This window comes from Plantactinospora sp. A48 (assembly GCF_055793945.1).
Map to the genome: position 1 here is coordinate 1 of NZ_JBTIXF010000015.1, position 16,811 is coordinate 16,811.

The window sequence follows — 16,811 nt, forward strand, 5'->3', positions numbered from 1 at the left end:
TGAGAAGGCTTCTGCGATCGTTGGGGATGCCATGGGATGCCGTGTGCCGGGTGGCTTCGGCCTACCCTGCCCCGGCCGGGCCGAGCTGGGCGGGCCCGGGCCGGGCTGGGCGGGGGCGGGCCGGGCCGAGCTGGGCGGGGGCGGCGGTGTTCGGGTGGGACCGGTGGGGTTGGTCGGGTTGGGCCGGTGGGGTTGGTCGGGTGGGGTGGTTGGTCGGGTGGGGCGGGGGGCTAGCGGCGGGCCAGCCAGGCGGTCCGCTCGGTACGGACGCTGAGGTCGTCGCGGTCGGCCAGGTTCTCGATGGTCCGTTCCAGGGCCGCGCGATCGGCTGCGGGGAGCTGTTCGTCCAGTTCGTGGCGCAGCCGGGACAGGGCGATCTGGGCGTACCGGATGGTGGCCGGGGGCAGCGGTGGCCGCAGGTCGATGTCGAAGCGCCGCTCGGTCACCTCGGTGAAGCCGGCGTGGGCGATCCGGGCGCCCCAGTCCTCGTGCATGTGCATGCCCGCCTCCTGCCGGCGTCTCGCCGCCGCGGCGTGGCCCAGGTCCTCCACGCGCTCGTCCGGGGTGCCGGTCAGGAACCGGGGGAAGGACTCCAGTTCGGCGATCACCAGCAGCCCGCCGGGCCGCAGGGCGCCGTACGCGGAGGCGAGCGCCCGCCCGGGGTCGGCCATGTGATGCATGGAGAAGGCCGCCCAGATCGCGTCGACCGGCCCGAGGTCGGGCCAGGGCCGGTCGAGATCGGCCTCGATGGTCTTGATCCGGTCGCCCAGTCCCTCGGTGTCGGCCCGGTTCCGTAGGTGGGCCAGCATCTCCGGGGAGATGTCGACGGCGGTGACCTCCGCCCCGGGCAGGTGTCGGGCCAGCGCCAGGGAGCCGGTGCCGCTGCCCGCCCCGAGGTCGACGACGCGGGGGCGGTCGGCGGCTTCCCGGCGTACCCAGTCGATCAGGTCGCGGTGGTAGTCCCCCAGGACCTCGGCGTCCAGGTCCAGCAGCTCGATCATGTGGTCGTGTGTCACCCGTCGACCGTAGCCATGCTTTGCCGAGTTGGCATAGCATCTTGCGTATGAAGCAAGGGACGGATGTGGAGGACCTGGTCCGGCAGCGGATTCGAGGACTGCGCCTGGCTCGCGGCTGGTCGCTGGACGAGCTTGCCGCCCGCTGTCTGCTCAGCCCCTCCACGCTCAGCCGGATCGAGACCGGCCACCGGCGGATCGCCCTGGACCAGCTGACCGCGATCGCCCGGGCGTTGGACACCACGCTCGACCAGCTCGTCGAGTCGGGTTCCGACGACGACGTGGTGATCCGGCCGCACTGCAACCCGGAGCGCGGCACCACCACCTGGCTGCTGTCCCGGGATAGCCGACAGACCGTCGCCAAGATGCGGATCACCCGGAAGGTCCCGGAGGAGCTGCGGGTACACCCGGGGCGCGACTGGTTCACCGTGCTGTCCGGCACGATCGTGCTGCGGCTCGGTGAGCGCACGATCCTGGTCCGCAAGAACGAGGCGGCCGAATTCTCCACGATGGTCCCGCACGCGTTCGGCGCGTACGGCGGCCCGGCGGAGATCCTCGGCATCCTCGACCACGAGGGCGAACGCACCCACCTACCCCTGGAAGGTCAGACCGGTACGGACCCAGTCGACCCCTCGACCGGCCCCTGACGACGACCGGGACGCCATCGCCGCCCGCGTGGCGGCTGTTGGACTGTCCGGGAATCCGTTGCCACCCCTGGGCAGCGTGGCGGGGACCGAACGATCCGACCACTGTGGAGGACATTCTGCTGGCGGAGGCTCTGGGTGTGCCGGCGGACTGGGTCAGCGACTGCGGGCCCCGGGGTCTGGCCGAGAAGGGATTTCAGGGGCTTCGCCCGGTGCTCGGGCACAACCACCCGTTGACCCGATGGGCGCGGGATCAAGTGGGTCTCATCTCCGCCCGGATGGGTGGCCAGCGCCAGCCCAAGGGAGGCCGGCGCAAGCCGCGATAGCCTCGAAGGCGGACGGGTCGGGGGCCTATCCTGGAGGTGGCGGCCCGTCTTAGGTGGAGGCCGGCGGACCGCCACCCACCTTCCATCCGGGAGTGCCCTCGATGTCCGACCGGGTCCGCGCCCCAGTCGATCCCAGCTTCCCCGCGGAACTGGCCCGGCTGCGCCGTGAGCGCGGCCTCTCGCTACGGGATCTCGGGCGCCTCGCCTACCGCAGTAAAAGTCACCTTCACGAACTCGAACGCGGTACGAAGGTTCCGACGCCGGAGGTCGCGGAACAGCTCGACCAGGTGCTGGAAGCGGATGGCCGGCTGACCCGGCTCGCGTGCCTGCCGGTCCCGACGGAGCTGCCCGCCGCCGACGAAGTGGAAGCATGGGAGCTGGCTCGGCGGGTCGAGGCCACGGATGTTGGCACAGATACGGTCGAGCGGATCGAGCGAGCCGTCGATGAGCTGGCCAGCGCCTATCCGACCACGGCCTCCCAGGACCTGCTTGTCGCCGTCCAACGGCACCTGTCGTACCTGCCTCGGCTGCTCGACGGACGTGCGACCCTGGCCGCCCGGCGGCGGCTCGTCGTCGCTGGTGGATGGCTGGCGCTCCTGCGCGCGACGGTTCACATCGATCTTCGGCAGATGGCGGCGGCTGATGCGTTCCTGACCACCGCCGACCAGCTCGGCGCACACGCCGAGCACCCGGAGATCCGAGCGTGGTGCCTGGAAACCAGGGCGTGGGAAACCCTGACCCGGGGCGATTACCGCACCGCGCTGAACCTGACCCGTCAGGCACAGACTGTCGCTCCGCGTGGCAGCTCGGCACACCTCCAGTCCGTTGCACAGGAGGGCCGTGCCTGGGCGCGGCTTGGCGACCGACGTCGAACCCGGCAGTTGCTTGGTGAATTGGATCGGCTGGTCGCCTCGCTGCCAGCTCCGGACCGTCCGGAGCATCATTACCGGTACGACCCGGCCAAGGCCGCCGCGTACACCGCGACGACGCTCGCCTGGGCCGGTGACCCGGCGGCCGAGGCAGCCGCCCGGTCGGTGCTTGCCGAACTCGACCCGACCGGCGACGGAGGACCACGACCACGACGTTCCGCGTCTGCCCGGCTCGATCTTGGCCTGGCGCTGGCGGCCACCGGCGAGCCGGATGAAGCGGCAGCGGTCGCCACGACGGCGGTCAGCTCGGGCCGTGTCGTGGCGTCGAACTGGTGGCGGGCCACTGAGGTGCTGACCGCCGTCGAACGGTCCGGTAGTCCGGCGGCCCGGGACCTGCGCGACGCATACGACGCCTTCCGCCCCTAACGAGTCGCGTGGTCGTCCGCTGAGCGGTGGACGAGCGCGGACGCCTGGCGGACCGTCGGGTTCTGTTCGCCGCCATCGCATTCCCCGAGGGTGAATGGTGGGCATGGCCGCCGGGTCCCCTTTTCGTCGGCCACGCCCCTACCTGAAGGGGGTACGCGGCGATGGCGTCGGTCAACGAGAGGTCAGCGGAACGCGCCGGTCGGTGGTGGCGACGGTGAGCGGCGAGGTCCGGCCGGGCATCGCCGTGGGCGATCTGCTGTTCATCGGTCGGGAGGCGTCGGTGCAGTTCGACGGGGACCGGGCGTTGTGGTTGCGGGTCACCTCGCTCGATCCGCGTCCGACGTACGAGGGCTGGGTGTGGCTGACCGGCTACGTGCTGGACGAGCACGGCGCTGCCGTCGAGCGGCGGGAGGTGTACGTCCAGCGCGCGGGTGTGCGCCGGGTTGCCGCTCGAACGGATTCGGCGCGGTACGTGTCGGACCGGACCACTGTCCGTGCCGCTCCGGATCAGCCGCCCGTCCGTCCCACGCCAGATCAAATACCCGTCCGTCTCGTACCGGATCAGGGGCCTGCTCGTCCCGGGCCGAGCCATGCGACCGCCCGGTCCGGGGCGGTTCGGGTCGCTCGCCGGCAGCGGGTCGGGCGGTGAGGACCGCCGTTGCCGCCCGGTGTCGGCGGTGGCGGGTGCGGTGGCCGGAGCCGATCGTCCCGGCGCCGTTGATGTGCCTGTCCTGCGCGGTGCTGACGGCCGACCGGCTGCCGCACGACTGGTGCGAGGGCTGCGTGCCGTGGGACGGGTTGCTGCTGCGCTGCCTGTGCCGGCAGTGCCACCCGACGGCGGGCCGGTAGCCGCCGGGGGGTCCGGCGGCTCGACCAACCCTGGTACGGCAGATGCCGCCGTCGTCTACCCGGGCTTCGCTGCGGTCGGTGGCGGCGTGGTCAGGCTCTGGAAGCACGGGCGCAGCAGGTCGACGATCTGCTCGGGCGAGGCGTCCGCGAGGTGCGTGAGGCGGAGCAGGTACCGCTCGGCGATCACGCCGTGGACGATCGCGCTGAGCAGGCTCGCGCGCAGGTCGGCGTCGGGTGTCGGGATCGCCTCGGTGAGCTGGTTGAGCTGGGGCTCGGCGGCGGCCCGGTAACGGTCGGCGGCGTCGGCGTTGGTGAGCATCGAGCGCAGCACCGCCAGGGAGGCCGCCGGTTCGCCGGTCAGGCGCCGGCCAAGCGACGTGAGCAGCGCCTCGGCCACCTCGCCCGAGGTGCCGTCGGGCAACTCGTCGGCGGGCACCTCGACGGCCCGGGCGAAGAGCAGGTCCTTGCTGCCGAAGTAGTGCATGACCAGACCGGCGTCGACGCCGGCAGCCGACGCCACGGCCCGGATGGTGGTCCGGTCGTAGCCGAGTTCGGCGAAGATCTGGCGGGCCGCGGCGAGGATGCGCTCCTCGCTCTGGCGGCGCTGTTGCGCCCGGGTCGGGCGAGCGCTCGATTCGGTCACGGGTTCATTCTACGGCTGTTGACCGACGGCTCTGTACGTTCTACGCTCGTTCAATCAACAAGCGTTGAACGAAAGAGGATGGCCATGACCGCCACATCACGCGACGTCGTCGAGCAGGTCCTGCGCGCCAGCCTCGAGCAGGACACCGAAGGTTTCGTCAACCTGCTCGCGCTGGACGCCTACCTCGAGTGGCCGTACCGACCAGCGGGCGTGCCGGGTCGGGTGGCGGGTCGTGACAAGATCCGCGAGTTCCTGACCGGGCAGGCCAACGGCCTCGTCAAGTTCGACGAGTACCGCGACACGGTGATCCACGAGACCACCGATCCCGAGGTGGTGATCGTCGAGTACGAGGCGCACGGCACCGTGCTCCCCACCGGCGCGCCCCTGCACCAGACGATCATCGCGGTCCTGCGGATCAGGGACGGCCTGGTCGTCTCGTACCGCGACTATCTCGACCCCCTGGTACTGGCCGAAACCCTGGCCAGCGTCGGCAACGTCTGACGGCAGCCGGGCGTTCGGAAAGGCCGCCGGGGCCGGGGGACCGTCGCGGCGGGCTGGACCGGGTACGTTGCCCGCAACCGTCGCGCGGTTCGCCGGGAGGTACGCCTGATGCGGGTCGAACTGTCCACCCGGGCCGGTCGGTCGGACCGGCCCAACGAGGACTTCGTGGGCGCCGTCCCGGGTGCCGCCGTGCTGGTCGACGGCGCGGGCATCTCCGGCGTCGAGGCCATCTGCCGGCACGGCATCGCCTGGTACGCCCACCGCCTCGGCACGGCCCTGCTCGCCGGGCTGTCCCGGTACCGCGACCGGGACCGGGACCTCGCCAGCCTGTTGGGCGACGCCATCGCGGAGGTGGCCGACACCCACCGGGACACCTGCGACATCGCCGATCCGAGCAGTCCCTCGGCGACCGTCGTGGCGGTCCGCTGTGACGGGGACCGGCTCGACCACCTCGTCCTCGCCGACTCGCTGCTCGTGCTCGACCGGGTCGGCGACGTACCGCTGGTCGTTGCCGACGAACGGGAGGTCAGGGTCGGGCGCCCGTTGCGGGCGGCCGTGTACGCCGCGCCACCCGGCACCGACGAGTATGACCGGGTCCTCCAGGCGGCCCGGACGACGCTGCGGGCCAGCCGTAACCAGCCCGGCGGCTTCTGGGTGGCCAAGGACGATCCCCGGGCGGCCGAGGAGGCCGTGACCGGCAGTGTGCCGGTACGCGACCTGGCCGGCGCCGCCCTGCTCAGCAACGGCGTCACCTGCCTGGTCGACCGCTACGGGCTCGCTGACTGGCCCGAGGTGCTGGAACTGTGCGGCACGATGGGGCCGGCCGAGGTCATCCGGCGGGTCCGGGAGGCCGAGGCCGGCGATCCGGATCTGGTCCGCTGGCCGCGCAGCGCGATTCACGACGACGCGACGGTGGCCTACTGCACCCGGCTGAGCGGGGCCTGACGGGTACCGGGCGGACCGTGACGGGTCCGCGGGACCAGGCCGGATTTGATAGGTAGGAGATCTCCTACCTATAGTGGGGCTCATGCCTGACCTCGACCGGTCCACCGACCGGGTCTTCGCCGCGCTGGCCAGCCCGGTCCGCCGCGAGGTGCTGCGCCTGCTGCACGAGCGGGGCCCGCAGCCGGTCGCCCGACTGGCCGCCCGCTTCCCGATGGCCCGCCCCAGCTTCTCCGAACACCTCCGGGTGCTTCGGGACGCCGGCCTGGCGAGCGAGACCCGGCATGGCCGGCAGCGCCTCTACCGGCTGGAGCCGGCACCGCTGGCCGAGGTACGCGACTGGCTCGGCCCCTTCGAGCGCTACTGGCGGGACCGGTTGGCCGACCTCAGCGCGGTGCTCGACTCGCTCGACGCCGACCCGGTCGGATCGGCCGAGCCGACCGCCGAGCCGACCGCCGAGCCGACCGCCGAGCCGACCGCCGAGCCGACCGCCGATCCGCCCGACCGGACCGATCCGGCCGGACCGGACGACCCCGTTGGTGGTCGGCGGTGACCGACGACCCCTCGGTGGTCCACGTCGACCAGTTCCTGCCCCACCCGCCCCGGGTGGTGTGGCGGGCGCTGACCGAACCCGAGCTGATCGCCCGGTGGCTGATGCCGGGCGACTTCCGGCTCGTCGTCGGCCACCGGTACGCGATGCGTGCACCGGGACTGCCCGCCGCCGGGTTCTCGGGCACCGTCGAGGCCGAGGTGCTGGCCTTCGAACCGGAACGGATGCTCCGGGTCCGCTGGCGGGACGCCGACCCGGACAGTGCCAGCGGCGCGGACTGGACGATCACCTGGACCCTGCGTCCGGAGGGCCGGGGCACCCGGCTGTTCCTGCTGCACGAGGGCTTCGATCCGGACAATCCGCTCCAGCGGCGGGCCCGGGACATCATGTCCACCGGCTGGCGTACCCGCACGATGCGCCGGCTGACCACCCTGCTCGACCAGGACCGACCGCTCGACCAGAGCTGACCCTCGACCAGAGCTGACCCTCGACCAGAGCTGACCGCTGGACCAGAGCTGACCCCTCGACCAAGCTGACCTCTCGACCGGAGGACGACCGTGACCGCCGTCGCCCGTAACTACCGTCTGCTCGCCGACGGCTTCCTCAGCCGGATCCACGCCACCCCGGCCGGCCGGTGGGCCGATCCCAGCCCGTGCGCCGGCTGGTCGGCCCAGGACGTGGTCGCGCACGTCATCAACGGCCATCGCGGGATCGTCGCGCTGACCACCGGGGTACGCCCGGAGCCCGCCGACGGGGTCGGCGTCTCGGCCATGGCCGACGCGCCCGACGTCGAGCCGGGCACCGACCTGGGCGCTGCCTTCGCGCGCTGCCGCGACGCCATGCTCGCGATGCTGGCCGACCCGGACCGGGCCGCCACCCCGATGCCTGGTGGGCCGCTCGGGCCCGTACCGGTGGAACAGGCGGTCGCGCTCATCGGCAGCCTCGAACTGCTCGCGCACACCTGGGATCTGGCCCGGGCCGTCGGCGGCGACGAGCGGCTGGATCCGGACCTGGTCGCCCGGGTCCACCGCGACCTGCTGCCGTGGTACCCCCGGCTTCAGGCCACCGGTGCCTTCCAGCCGAGCCTTCCTGCGCCGCCCGACGCCGGACCGCAGGACGCCTTCCTGTACTTCGTCGGCCGCCGGCCCTGACCGCACCCGGGTCCGCCCCGCCCGGCCGGGTGGGGCTGGCCGGGTGCCCGAGCCGGCGACCCGGATCAGCCGGCGGCGGACAGCGGTAGCCAGGCCAGCACGTCCTGGATCTTGGCGTCCCAGTAGTCCCAGTCGTGTTCGCCGGGGGAGAAGTCGACGGTGACCGGTATCCCGCGCCGCTCGGTGGCCGCCGCGAACCGGACGTTGTCCGGGTACAGGTGGTCCTCGGTGCCGCAGCCCAGGTACAGCGCGGGCAGCGTCGCCGGGTCGGCCCGGTCGAGCAGTGGCCACAGGTCGTCGGGCTCGGGCACCGGCCGGTCACCGAAGACGGTGCGCCAGATCGCCGGGTCCAACGACCGGTCGCCGGTGTCGGCGACCCGGCTCCGCAGGTCGACCGCGCCGGACAGGCTGGCCGCCGCCGCGAAGTGGTCCGGCTGCCGCAGCGCCCATTTCAGCGCGCCGTAGCCGCCCATCGACAGCCCGGCCACGAACGTGTCGGTCCGGCGCTCGGAGAGCCGGAAGAGTCCCCGGCACACCTCGGGCAACTCCTCGCTGAGGAACGTCCAGTACCGGTTGCCGTTCGCCTCGTCGGTGTAGAAACTGCGACCCACCTGCGGCATCACGACGGCCAGCCCGAGCGACGCGGCGTACCGCTCGATGGAGGTCCGGCGGACCCAGGCCGTGTCGTCGTCGCTGAGGCCGTGCAGCAGGTACAGCACCGGCGGGTCACCGTCGCGCGCCGTGCTGGACAGCCCGATCTGCGCCGGTGTCCGCTGTGGCAGCAGCACGGTCATCGACGTACCCAGGCCGAGCACCTCGGAGAAGAAGTCACACCGCACCAGGGCCATGCTCGGGACCCTATCCGGCGGACCGGTCCTCGGCAGAGGTCAGCGGATGTCCACCGGTTCCGGCAGCGGGCCCCGTACCGGTTTCGCTTCCCGCTCCCACGCCGGCACTGGACCCCACGCTGGCACTCGCTCCCACGCCGGCGCCGGTTCCCCTCGCCGGCCGGGCGCCCACCTCGCTGGCTATCGCCTCTGCGAGGGCCTGCCGGCTGTCTGCCAACCGTAGCCGCAGGTCCCGCAGTCGGACCCGCCACATCCGGGTCGCCCGGCGGTTCGCCTCGTCCGTCGGCTCCGCCGCCAGCCGGTCGAGCCGCCCGACGGCCTGCCGGGCCGCTTCGATGGTCTCCTGCCACTGCTGGAACAGCGCGAGCACCCGGTCCGAGGCGAACGTGTCGGCCAGCGCGGCGGCCCGGACCAGTTCCCGCCCGTGTTCCCATTCCCGCCCGTGTTCCCAACCGGCCGTCGGGCCGTCCACCGGGCCGCCCGGCCCGCCGTCAGCGGGCGAGTGGGCGTCGCCGGCCGGGTCCGTCCCGCCGGGCCGCCCCTGGCCGGGCGCCGGATCCACCCGCAGGCTGTCACCGATGAGCCGCACACTGGTCATGATCTGGACGTACGCCTCCTTGATCTGCTGCTGGCGGCGCTCCCGTTCGACCAGGCGGGCGGCGTGTGTCCGGCGCTCCTCCTCCATCCGGCGGGCGTGGGTGTCGTTCTGCTCGCTCAACCGCCGGGCGTGCTCGTTGGCCTGCGCGGCGAGCCGTTCCGTCTGGTCCCGGGACTGCTTGCTGCTGAGCCATCCGAAGAACAGCCCGGCCACGCCGACCACACCGCCGATCGCCGGCGACAACCAATCCGAGGTCATCCCGCCATCATCCGTCCCGGGTCGGCGGCGGGGCGAACCCGCGTCCCGGTGGGGGACCGCCCCGGTCGGGCCGTCGGGATGGGGAAGGGCTTTCTCGGGTACGGGCCGGTGCGGCATCCTGGTCCCATGGGTGAGATCGGTTCGGGGTCGGACCCCGGCGGTGTCTTCGTCGACGCGCGTGGCGCCGAGCGGACCATGCGGATCAGCCACCATCCGGAGCAGGACATCGTCGTGGTGTCGCTGTGGTTGGGCCCGCTGTGCCGCAGCTCGTTCCGGCTGCCGACCGATCAGGTCGACGCGCTGGTCGCCGCGCTGGCCGGGGCCGACCTGCCGCACGGCGACGCCCCGGCGACCACCGCGGCGGCCGGTGCCGACCTGACCGGGCCGGGATCCGTCGATCCCCGGAAGGTGGCGGACCCGGCCGCCGCGGCGCAGGTCGGCGGCGACCCCGAGCCGGCGGTGCGGACGGGCGCCGTGGACCAGGCGGCGGTGGACGCGGCGGTCCTCGCGCTGGCCACCGGGACAACCTGAGGCCGAGCGGCCGGCCGTCCGTCGGTGCGCGACCCGGTCGCGGGCGGGGACGGGCGCCCGAGCGGGTGTCCCGGCGGCGGACTCCGGTGCGTTGTCCGACGGCGGCCTGGGTAAGGATGGCACATCGTGGTCGCTGAGGAGGTCGCCGTGCAGCCGAACAACCCTGGCCGGGTCGGATCAGCCACGCGGGTCGGCGTGCTGCTGACCGCCCTGGTGGTGGCCCTGGCCTGCGGGTTCGGGCCGGCTCCGGACGACGGCGGCCGGTCCGGGGCCAACCGGTCGTCCGCGCCGCGTTCCTCGCAGCCGCAGGGGCGGCAGGAGGACGGGACCATGACGATCGGCGAGTTCAAGAACGATCTCAACGGGGCCGTGGACCTCGCCGAGCAGTACTGGAACGCCCGTTTCCAGGAGTCCGGCGACCGGTTCCAGCCCGTCCGGCGGGTCGGCGCGTACCAGCGGGAGGGCGAGGTGTCCTGCGCCGGTCAGCCGGTGCCCCGCAACAACGCGCTGTACTGCTCCCAGGGGGACTTCATCGCGTACGACGTGAACTGGGCGGTCGGCGCGTTTCGCAAGATCGGCGACGCTTTCCTGTACTACCTGCTGGGTCACGAGTACGCGCACGGCATCCAGACCCGGCTGGGCATCCGGTACAGCTTCACCATCCAGCAGGAGTTGCAGGCGGACTGCATGGCCGGGGCTTACATCGGTGACTCGGTCAAGGACGGTGCCCTCGACCTTCAGGACGGTGACCTGGAGGAGCTGCGGGACGGATTGGCGGCGGTCGCCGACGACCCGGGTCAACCGTGGTTCGCCGAGGGCTCGCACGGCAGCGCCAAGCAGCGGACCACGGCGTTCTTCAACGGCTACAACAAGTCGCTGAGCGCCTGCGACCTGAATTGAGCGCGTCCGGCGGATCACCACCCGCCCGACCGAGACCCGAGGAGGACGCTCTGAACAGCCCCGCACCCGCCGCCGTACTGTTCGACCTGGACGGCACGTTGATCGACAGCGAGAAGCTGTGGAGCATCGCCATCAACGAGCTGGCCGAGTCGTACGGCGGGACCGTGTCGCCCGAGGCCCGCGCCGCGATGGTCGGCTCGGCGATGGCACGGTCGATGGAGATCCTGCACGCCGACCTGGGGCAGGAGTGGCGGGACCCCGTCGCCGGCGCGGCCTGGCTGGAACGGCGGGTGGCCGAGCTGTTCGTCACCGACATCCGCTGGCGGCCCGGCGCGCTGGAGCTGCTGACCGCGGTACGCGCGGCAGGCATCCCGACCGCCCTGGTCACCTCGACCGCGCGGGAACTCGTCGAGGTGGTGCTCAAGACGATCGACCGGGACAACTTCGACGTGGTCGTCTGCGGCGACGAGGTGGTCAACGCCAAGCCGCACCCGGAGCCGTACCTGACGGCGGCGCGGCTGTTGGGCGTACCGATCGGGCGGTGTGTCGCGGTGGAGGACTCGCCGGCCGGTGTGACCAGCGCGCTCACCGCCGGGGCGGCGGTGCTGGCCGTCCCGGCGGACGTCCCGCTCACCCCGACCGACGGGGTACGCCGACTGGACAGCCTGACCGCCGCCGACCTGGAGCTGCTGACCAGCCTGCGTGCCCGCGTCCCGGAATGACGGGTCGTGGGGTTGTTGAGCAGGGGCCCTTGCTATGCCAGAGGCGATAACAAGGGCCCCTTCCTTTCAGTCGTGGGCGATGGCGCCGAGCACGTTGATCCGGGCGGCCCGGATCGCCGGCAGGACCGCCGCGACCACCCCGATGATCGCCGCCAGCACGAGGAACGCGACCATCTGCCCCCACGGTAGGACCAACTGGTCGATGCCGTCGGAGCGCAACGCCCGGACCACCGAGGCACCGAGTCCGGTGCCGACGGCGACGCCCAGCAGAGCGCCGAACACCGAGATGACGATCGCCTCGACGGTGATCATCCACATGGTCCGGCTGCGCCGTAGCCCGATGGCGCGCAACAGCCCCAGCTCGCGGGTGCGTTCCAGCACCGACAGCGCGAGGGTGTTGATGATGCCCAGCACGGCGATCAGGATGGCCAGCGCCAACAGGATCTGGATCATCGTGAGGATCGTGTCGAACTGGCCGGTCTGCTGCTTGATGAAGGCGTCCCGGTCGGTCACCGACACCTCGGGGCTGTCCGCCAGCAGCGACTCCACCTGAGGCTGCACCTGGCTCACCGGCGTGCCGTCGGCGACTTGGATGAACCCCTGGATGGGCTGCGGGATGGCGAAGTCCTTCGCCGCCGACACCGGCAGGACCATCGGATTGGTCAGCTGGCTGCCCGTGTAGATGCCGGTCACCGTGTAGGTGCGTGGGTCGCCTCGGCTGAGCTGCACCGGCACCGTGGAGCCGACCGACAGGTTGCGGTTCTTGGCGACGTCCGAGCTGATCAGCAACTGACCGTCAGCCAGCTGATCGATGTTCCCGGCGGTGGCGTCGGCACCGAACAGCGCTCGCAGCGCCCGGATGTCGCTGCTGGCCGCGACCCAGGTCTTGGTCCCGCCCACCACTGCCATCTCGCCGTATTCGCCATCGACCAGTTGCACCCCGGGCAGCTTGGCGGCCTTTTCCAGCACCGCCGGATCGAAGCTGGGCGGCCGGGGACCGTTCTGGTTGCCGGCGATCACCAACTGCGCCTGGATGGTGTCCTGGGCCAGCTTGGTGATGCTGCCCTTGGCCGAGTCCAGGATGACGCTGACCCCGGTCACCAGGGCGATGCCGACCATCAGCGCGGCGGCGGTGATCGCGGTCCGTCGCGGGTTGCGACCGGAGTTGAGCCGGCCCAGCCGGCCCGGCACCGACCAGGAGAACAGCCGGCCGAGCAGCGACACCACCGGACGGCTGATCAACGGGGTGAGCAGCGCCACGCCGATGAACGACACGAGCACGCCACCGAGGATCGTCCACAGGGTGTTGTCGCCGGCCTTGCCGGTCAGCCCGAGCGCGAGCAGGGCGCCACCGGCGGCACCGACGACCGCTCCCGCAACGGTGATCTTCGTGAGCGGTCGGTCCGGGGTGGCCATCTCCTGCAAGGCGGCCACCGGGGGGATCCGGGATGCCCGCAGGGCCGGCAGGACGGCCGCCACCAGGGTCACCAGCAGCCCGACCACGAACGCGCTGATCACCGCGGCCGGTGGCACGCCGAGGCCGGCCAGCGCGAGACCGCCGCCGAGCTTTCCGAAGGCCAACGCGAGCAGCGCGCCCACCCCGATGCCGGCGCCCAACCCGATGACGGAGGCGATCAGGCCCACCACCACCGCCTCGGTCATCACCGAGTTGATCACCTGACGGCGGCTGGCTCCGACCGCGCGCAGCAGCGCCAGCTCCCGGGTGCGCTGCGCGACGACGATCGAGAACGTGTTGAGGATCAGGAAGATCCCGACGAACAGGGCAACGCCGGCGAAGCCAAGGAGGATCTTGTTGAAGAACGACAGGCCCTCCTTCAACGCCGCGGACGACTCGTCGGACAACTGCTTGCCGGTCTTGACCACGTAGCTGTCGCCGAGGGCGGAGGCGATCCGGTCCCGCAACTCGGTGTCGGACACCCCGTCCGCCGCCGTCACCTGGATGTTGGTGAAGGTGTCGGGCCGGCCCAGCATCTGCCGCTGCGCCGCCGACTCGGTGAACGTCACCACCTGCAGGCCGCCAAGGCTGTCCCGGCCGCCGCTGTAGCCGAAGATCCCGACCAGCCGGAACTTCTGGCTCTTCGACGAGGTCGCGGTGAGCACGCCCACCACGTCGCCGACCTTCACCTTGGCCGCGGTCGCGGCGGCGGCGTTGACCGCGATCTCGTCGTCGGCCGTCGGACCGCGCCCCTCACGCAGCTTGAGCAGGTCGCTCTCCCCGGTCCAGTTGGCGCCCATCTGGGGCGCGCCGAACGAGGTCAGCGCCTTGCCGTTGGCGCCTACCAGCCGGGCGCCGTCGGCGACGACCTGGCCGGTCGCCGCGGCGACTCCGGGCACCCCCCGGACGGTCGTCACCGCCGAGGCCGGCAGCAGCGCCGGTACCTGGTCGTTCTCGTCGGCCACCCTGGGCTTGCCGCTCACCCCCACGTCGGTGCCCGCGTAGGCGTCCGCGAAGACGGCGTCGAACGACCGGCCCAGGGTGTCGGTGAGCACGAACGCCCCGGAGACGAACATGACGCCCAGCACGACCGCCAGGCCGGAGAGGATGAGCCGCAGCTTGCGGGCCAGCAGGCTCTTGAGCGTGGCGCGCAGCATCAGCGCTCCTCGCCGGGGGCGTCGAGCTTCTTCATGGTGTCCAGCACGGTCTCGGGGGTCGGCTCCACCAGTTCGGAGACGATCTGCCCGTCGGCCAGGAACACCACCCGGTCGGAGTACGAGGCGGCCGCCGGATCGTGGGTGACCATCACGATGGTCTGCCCGAACTCGGCCACCGAGCGGCGCAGGAACTTCAACACCTCGGCGCTGGAGCGGGAGTCCAGGTTGCCGGTGGGCTCGTCGGCGAAGATCACATCGGGCCGGGCCACCAGGGCGCGGGCGCAGGCCACCCGCTGCTGCTGGCCGCCGGACAGTTGGCTGGGCCGGTGCCCGAGCCGGTCCCGGAGGCCGACGGTGTCGATGACGGTGTCGAACCATGCCGGGTCGGGCTTGCGGCCGGCGATGGCCAACGGCAGCAGGATGTTCTCCTGGGCCGACAGCGTCGGCAGCAGGTTGAACTGCTGGAAGATGAAGCCCACCTTGTCCCGGCGCAGCTTGGTCAGGCCGGCGTCCCCCAGGCCGGTGACCGTGGTGTCACCGATCTCCACCGTGCCCCGGGTCACCGTGTCCAACCCGGCCAGGCAGTGCATCAGGGTCGACTTGCCAGACCCGGACGGCCCCATGATGGCCGTGAACCGACCCCGTTCGAACTCGGCGCTGACCCCGCGCAGGGCGATCACCTGCGCCTCGCCGCTGCCGTACACCTTCCACACGTCCCGTGCGCGGGCCGCCGCCCCCGTATTGCGGGCCACCGTCGCGGTCAATGATCCACTCCTTCAGGATTCTGATCCGCCCGGGTCGGATGGACCCAGGCGGCGGTTCCATTGTCGCGGCCGCGAGCAACGAATCCCTCAACCTCCGGGTGGAGACCGGGCGGATATTCCGCTGCGGGTGACCCCGACATCGGCTCAGGGTTTCCCCTGAAACCGCTCTGGCGACGGTAGGGCCTGACGCCGCGGCAGGGGCAAGCCGACGATGTCGACCCACCGCTGCGCGCCTGGTCAGGCTGCCGCCGCACGCGGCCTGTTGTCAACATAGGTTGACAACAGGCCTGATGTCAACTCAGGTTGACGCTCAATCCGTATCGTCAACCTAGGGTTGACGATACGATGCTATCAATTCCGGGTCGGCTCACTCGTCCGCGCCGGGCGGCTGCGGTGCACCGGCCGGGCCGCCGGCGGGCGGCACGCTCGGGAACGGTGGGGGAGTGCCGCCGTACGCCGGGCAGCGGGCCTGGTGGCTGCACCAGCCGCAGAGCCGGCTCGGCTTGGGCCGGAAGTCCTGCTCGGCGGTGGCCCGTTCGATGGCCCGCCACAGCGCCACCAGGGTGCGCTCGAAGCGGACCAGCTCGTCGGCCTCCGGCGTGTAGTCGCAGACCTCGGCATCCTTGAGGTAGAGCAACCGCAACACCCGGGGCACGACCCCGCGGGTGCGCCACAGCACCAGGGCGTAGAACTTGAGCTGGAACAGCGCACGGGCTTCGAACGCCTCCCTGGGCGCGCCGCCGGTCTTGTAGTCGACGACCCGCAGCGCACCGTCGGGGGCCACGTCCAGCCGGTCGATGTAACCCCGGATCAGCAGCTCGTCGTCGACCACCGCGGAGACCAGGCTCTCCCGCTCGGCCGGCTCCAACCGGCGTGGGTCCTCGACCGCGAAGTATCCGCCCAGCAGGTCCCGGGCGGAGGCCAGAAATCCGGCCAGTGCCTCGGCGCGCTCCGCCGCCGGCACCGGTTCGCCACCCGGCCCACCGGACGACGAACCGGCCGCCGTGGCGCCGGCCCCCTCGGCCGCCGTGGCGCCGGCCCCCTCGGCCGCCGTGGCGCCGGCCCCCTCGGTCGCCGGGACGCCGGCCCCCTCGGCCGTCGGCTCGGCGGGCGCGGCCGGATCCGCCTGGTCGAACAGTCCGCGCAGCGTCGGGTCCTCGGTCAGCAACCGCTCCCACTGCGGCCCGACCAGGTCCGCCGCCGCCTCCCGGGTGCGGTCGGTGGGCGGCAGGTCGAACAGGCGCTCCAGCACGGCGTGTACGAGCGTGCCCCGGGCCTGCTCGGCCGTTGGCTGCTCGGGCAGCCGGTCGATGCTGCGGAACCGGTAGAGCAGCGGACAGGTCTTGAAGTCGGCCGCCCGCGACGGCGACAACGAAGCCACCCGGCGTTGCGGTCGCGCCGGGTCGGCACCCGGGCCCGCCCCGGTCGTCGTGCCCGCCCCGGTCGTCGTGCCCGCCGATGCTGTCGGCGCCGGCCGTGGCATCGGGGCCGGCTGGGTCGCCGGATCCGGCTGTGTTGTCGGGGCCGGCTGGGTCGCCGGATCCGGCTGTGTCGCCGGCTCCGTCGGATCCGCCTGGGTGGTCGCGCCCGCCGGTGTCGCCGTATCCGCCGCCATGTCCGAAGGCTAAGCCACCCCGCCGACAAGATCACCGGCGCGGCCGGC

The 16,811-nt window shown here is 72.3% G+C and carries 19 protein-coding genes; 12 read left to right on the forward strand and 7 right to left on the reverse strand.

Annotated elements, in window-relative coordinates:
- Positions 1–230: 230 nt before the first annotated feature.
- Positions 231–1,016, reverse strand: coding sequence for a class I SAM-dependent methyltransferase (locus ACXN5W_RS10780; protein WP_473158061.1), 786 nt, complete (start codon positions 1,014–1,016; stop codon positions 231–233).
- A 47-nt stretch (positions 1,017–1,063) separates the two neighbouring features.
- Between ACXN5W_RS10780 and ACXN5W_RS10785 the strand changes: the two genes are divergently transcribed.
- The 4 genes from ACXN5W_RS10785 to ACXN5W_RS10800 all read left to right on the forward strand — a co-directional run bounded on the left by ACXN5W_RS10785 (position 1,064) and on the right by ACXN5W_RS10800 (position 4,127).
- Positions 1,064–1,660, forward strand: a complete 597-nt coding sequence (locus ACXN5W_RS10785; protein ID WP_473158062.1) for a helix-turn-helix domain-containing protein — start codon at positions 1,064–1,066, stop codon at positions 1,658–1,660.
- Between the two features lie 424 nt (positions 1,661–2,084).
- Entirely contained in the window at positions 2,085–3,278 is a 1,194-nt protein-coding gene (locus ACXN5W_RS10790) for a helix-turn-helix domain-containing protein (RefSeq protein WP_473158063.1), read from the forward strand.
- Positions 3,279–3,492: 214 nt separating this feature from the next.
- Entirely contained in the window at positions 3,493–3,927 is a 435-nt protein-coding gene (locus ACXN5W_RS10795) for a hypothetical protein (protein ID WP_473158064.1), read from the forward strand.
- On the forward strand, positions 3,924–4,127 hold the full coding sequence (locus tag ACXN5W_RS10800; RefSeq protein ID WP_473158065.1) for a hypothetical protein: 204 nt from the start codon (positions 3,924–3,926) through the stop codon (positions 4,125–4,127). Before ACXN5W_RS10795 ends, ACXN5W_RS10800 begins: the two co-directional genes overlap by 4 nt.
- 55 nt (positions 4,128–4,182) lie before the next feature.
- Here the strand turns inward: ACXN5W_RS10800 and ACXN5W_RS10805 are convergent, their stop codons facing one another.
- Positions 4,183–4,770 (reverse strand): TetR/AcrR family transcriptional regulator, encoded by a 588-nt coding sequence (locus ACXN5W_RS10805; protein ID WP_473158066.1) that lies wholly within the window; start codon positions 4,768–4,770, stop codon positions 4,183–4,185.
- 84 nt (positions 4,771–4,854) lie between these two features.
- On the opposite strand from ACXN5W_RS10805, the gene ACXN5W_RS10810 reads away from it, so the two are divergent.
- The 5 genes from ACXN5W_RS10810 to ACXN5W_RS10830 all read left to right on the forward strand — a co-directional run bounded on the left by ACXN5W_RS10810 (position 4,855) and on the right by ACXN5W_RS10830 (position 7,914).
- Positions 4,855–5,271 (forward strand): nuclear transport factor 2 family protein, encoded by a 417-nt coding sequence (locus tag ACXN5W_RS10810; protein WP_473158067.1) that lies wholly within the window; start codon positions 4,855–4,857, stop codon positions 5,269–5,271.
- A 108-nt stretch (positions 5,272–5,379) separates the two neighbouring features.
- Entirely contained in the window at positions 5,380–6,216 is an 837-nt protein-coding gene (locus ACXN5W_RS10815; protein WP_473158068.1) for a hypothetical protein, read from the forward strand.
- Between the two features lie 82 nt (positions 6,217–6,298).
- Positions 6,299–6,766, forward strand: coding sequence for a metalloregulator ArsR/SmtB family transcription factor (locus ACXN5W_RS10820; RefSeq protein ID WP_473158069.1), 468 nt, complete (start codon positions 6,299–6,301; stop codon positions 6,764–6,766).
- Positions 6,763–7,230 (forward strand): SRPBCC family protein, encoded by a 468-nt coding sequence (locus ACXN5W_RS10825; RefSeq protein WP_473158070.1) that lies wholly within the window; start codon positions 6,763–6,765, stop codon positions 7,228–7,230. Before ACXN5W_RS10820 ends, ACXN5W_RS10825 begins: the two co-directional genes overlap by 4 nt.
- A gap of 90 nt (positions 7,231–7,320) precedes the next feature.
- Positions 7,321–7,914: a TIGR03086 family metal-binding protein gene (locus ACXN5W_RS10830; protein WP_473158071.1), complete on the forward strand. Its 594-nt coding sequence runs from the start codon at positions 7,321–7,323 to the stop codon at positions 7,912–7,914.
- A 65-nt stretch (positions 7,915–7,979) separates the two neighbouring features.
- Here ACXN5W_RS10830 and ACXN5W_RS10835 read toward each other — a convergent pair whose 3' ends face one another.
- Positions 7,980–8,762 (reverse strand): alpha/beta hydrolase, encoded by a 783-nt coding sequence (locus tag ACXN5W_RS10835; RefSeq protein ID WP_473158072.1) that lies wholly within the window; start codon positions 8,760–8,762, stop codon positions 7,980–7,982.
- A gap of 10 nt (positions 8,763–8,772) precedes the next feature.
- Positions 8,773–9,618 (reverse strand): hypothetical protein, encoded by an 846-nt coding sequence (locus tag ACXN5W_RS10840; protein ID WP_473158073.1) that lies wholly within the window; start codon positions 9,616–9,618, stop codon positions 8,773–8,775.
- 126 nt (positions 9,619–9,744) lie between these two features.
- Here ACXN5W_RS10840 and ACXN5W_RS10845 point away from each other — a divergent pair, with 126 nt between their 5' ends.
- The 3 genes from ACXN5W_RS10845 (at position 9,745) to ACXN5W_RS10855 (ending at position 11,771) form a co-directional block, all read left to right on the forward strand.
- Positions 9,745–10,149: a hypothetical protein gene (locus ACXN5W_RS10845; RefSeq protein WP_473158074.1), complete on the forward strand. Its 405-nt coding sequence runs from the start codon at positions 9,745–9,747 to the stop codon at positions 10,147–10,149.
- 126 nt (positions 10,150–10,275) lie between these two features.
- Positions 10,276–11,049, forward strand: coding sequence for a neutral zinc metallopeptidase (locus tag ACXN5W_RS10850; RefSeq protein ID WP_473158075.1), 774 nt, complete (start codon positions 10,276–10,278; stop codon positions 11,047–11,049).
- Positions 11,050–11,099: 50 nt separating this feature from the next.
- Entirely contained in the window at positions 11,100–11,771 is a 672-nt protein-coding gene (locus ACXN5W_RS10855) for an HAD family hydrolase (RefSeq protein ID WP_473158174.1), read from the forward strand.
- A gap of 66 nt (positions 11,772–11,837) precedes the next feature.
- On the opposite strand, the gene ACXN5W_RS10860 is transcribed toward ACXN5W_RS10855, so the two are convergent.
- The 3 genes from ACXN5W_RS10860 to ACXN5W_RS10870 form a co-directional block, all read right to left on the reverse strand.
- Entirely contained in the window at positions 11,838–14,384 is a 2,547-nt protein-coding gene (locus ACXN5W_RS10860; protein ID WP_473158076.1) for an ABC transporter permease, read from the reverse strand.
- Positions 14,384–15,148 (reverse strand): ABC transporter ATP-binding protein, encoded by a 765-nt coding sequence (locus ACXN5W_RS10865; protein WP_473158077.1) that lies wholly within the window; start codon positions 15,146–15,148, stop codon positions 14,384–14,386. Before ACXN5W_RS10865 ends, ACXN5W_RS10860 begins: the two co-directional genes overlap by 1 nt.
- A 367-nt stretch (positions 15,149–15,515) precedes the next feature.
- Entirely contained in the window at positions 15,516–16,529 is a 1,014-nt protein-coding gene (locus ACXN5W_RS10870; protein WP_473158078.1) for a RecB family exonuclease, read from the reverse strand.
- Positions 16,530–16,811 lie beyond the last annotated feature (282 nt).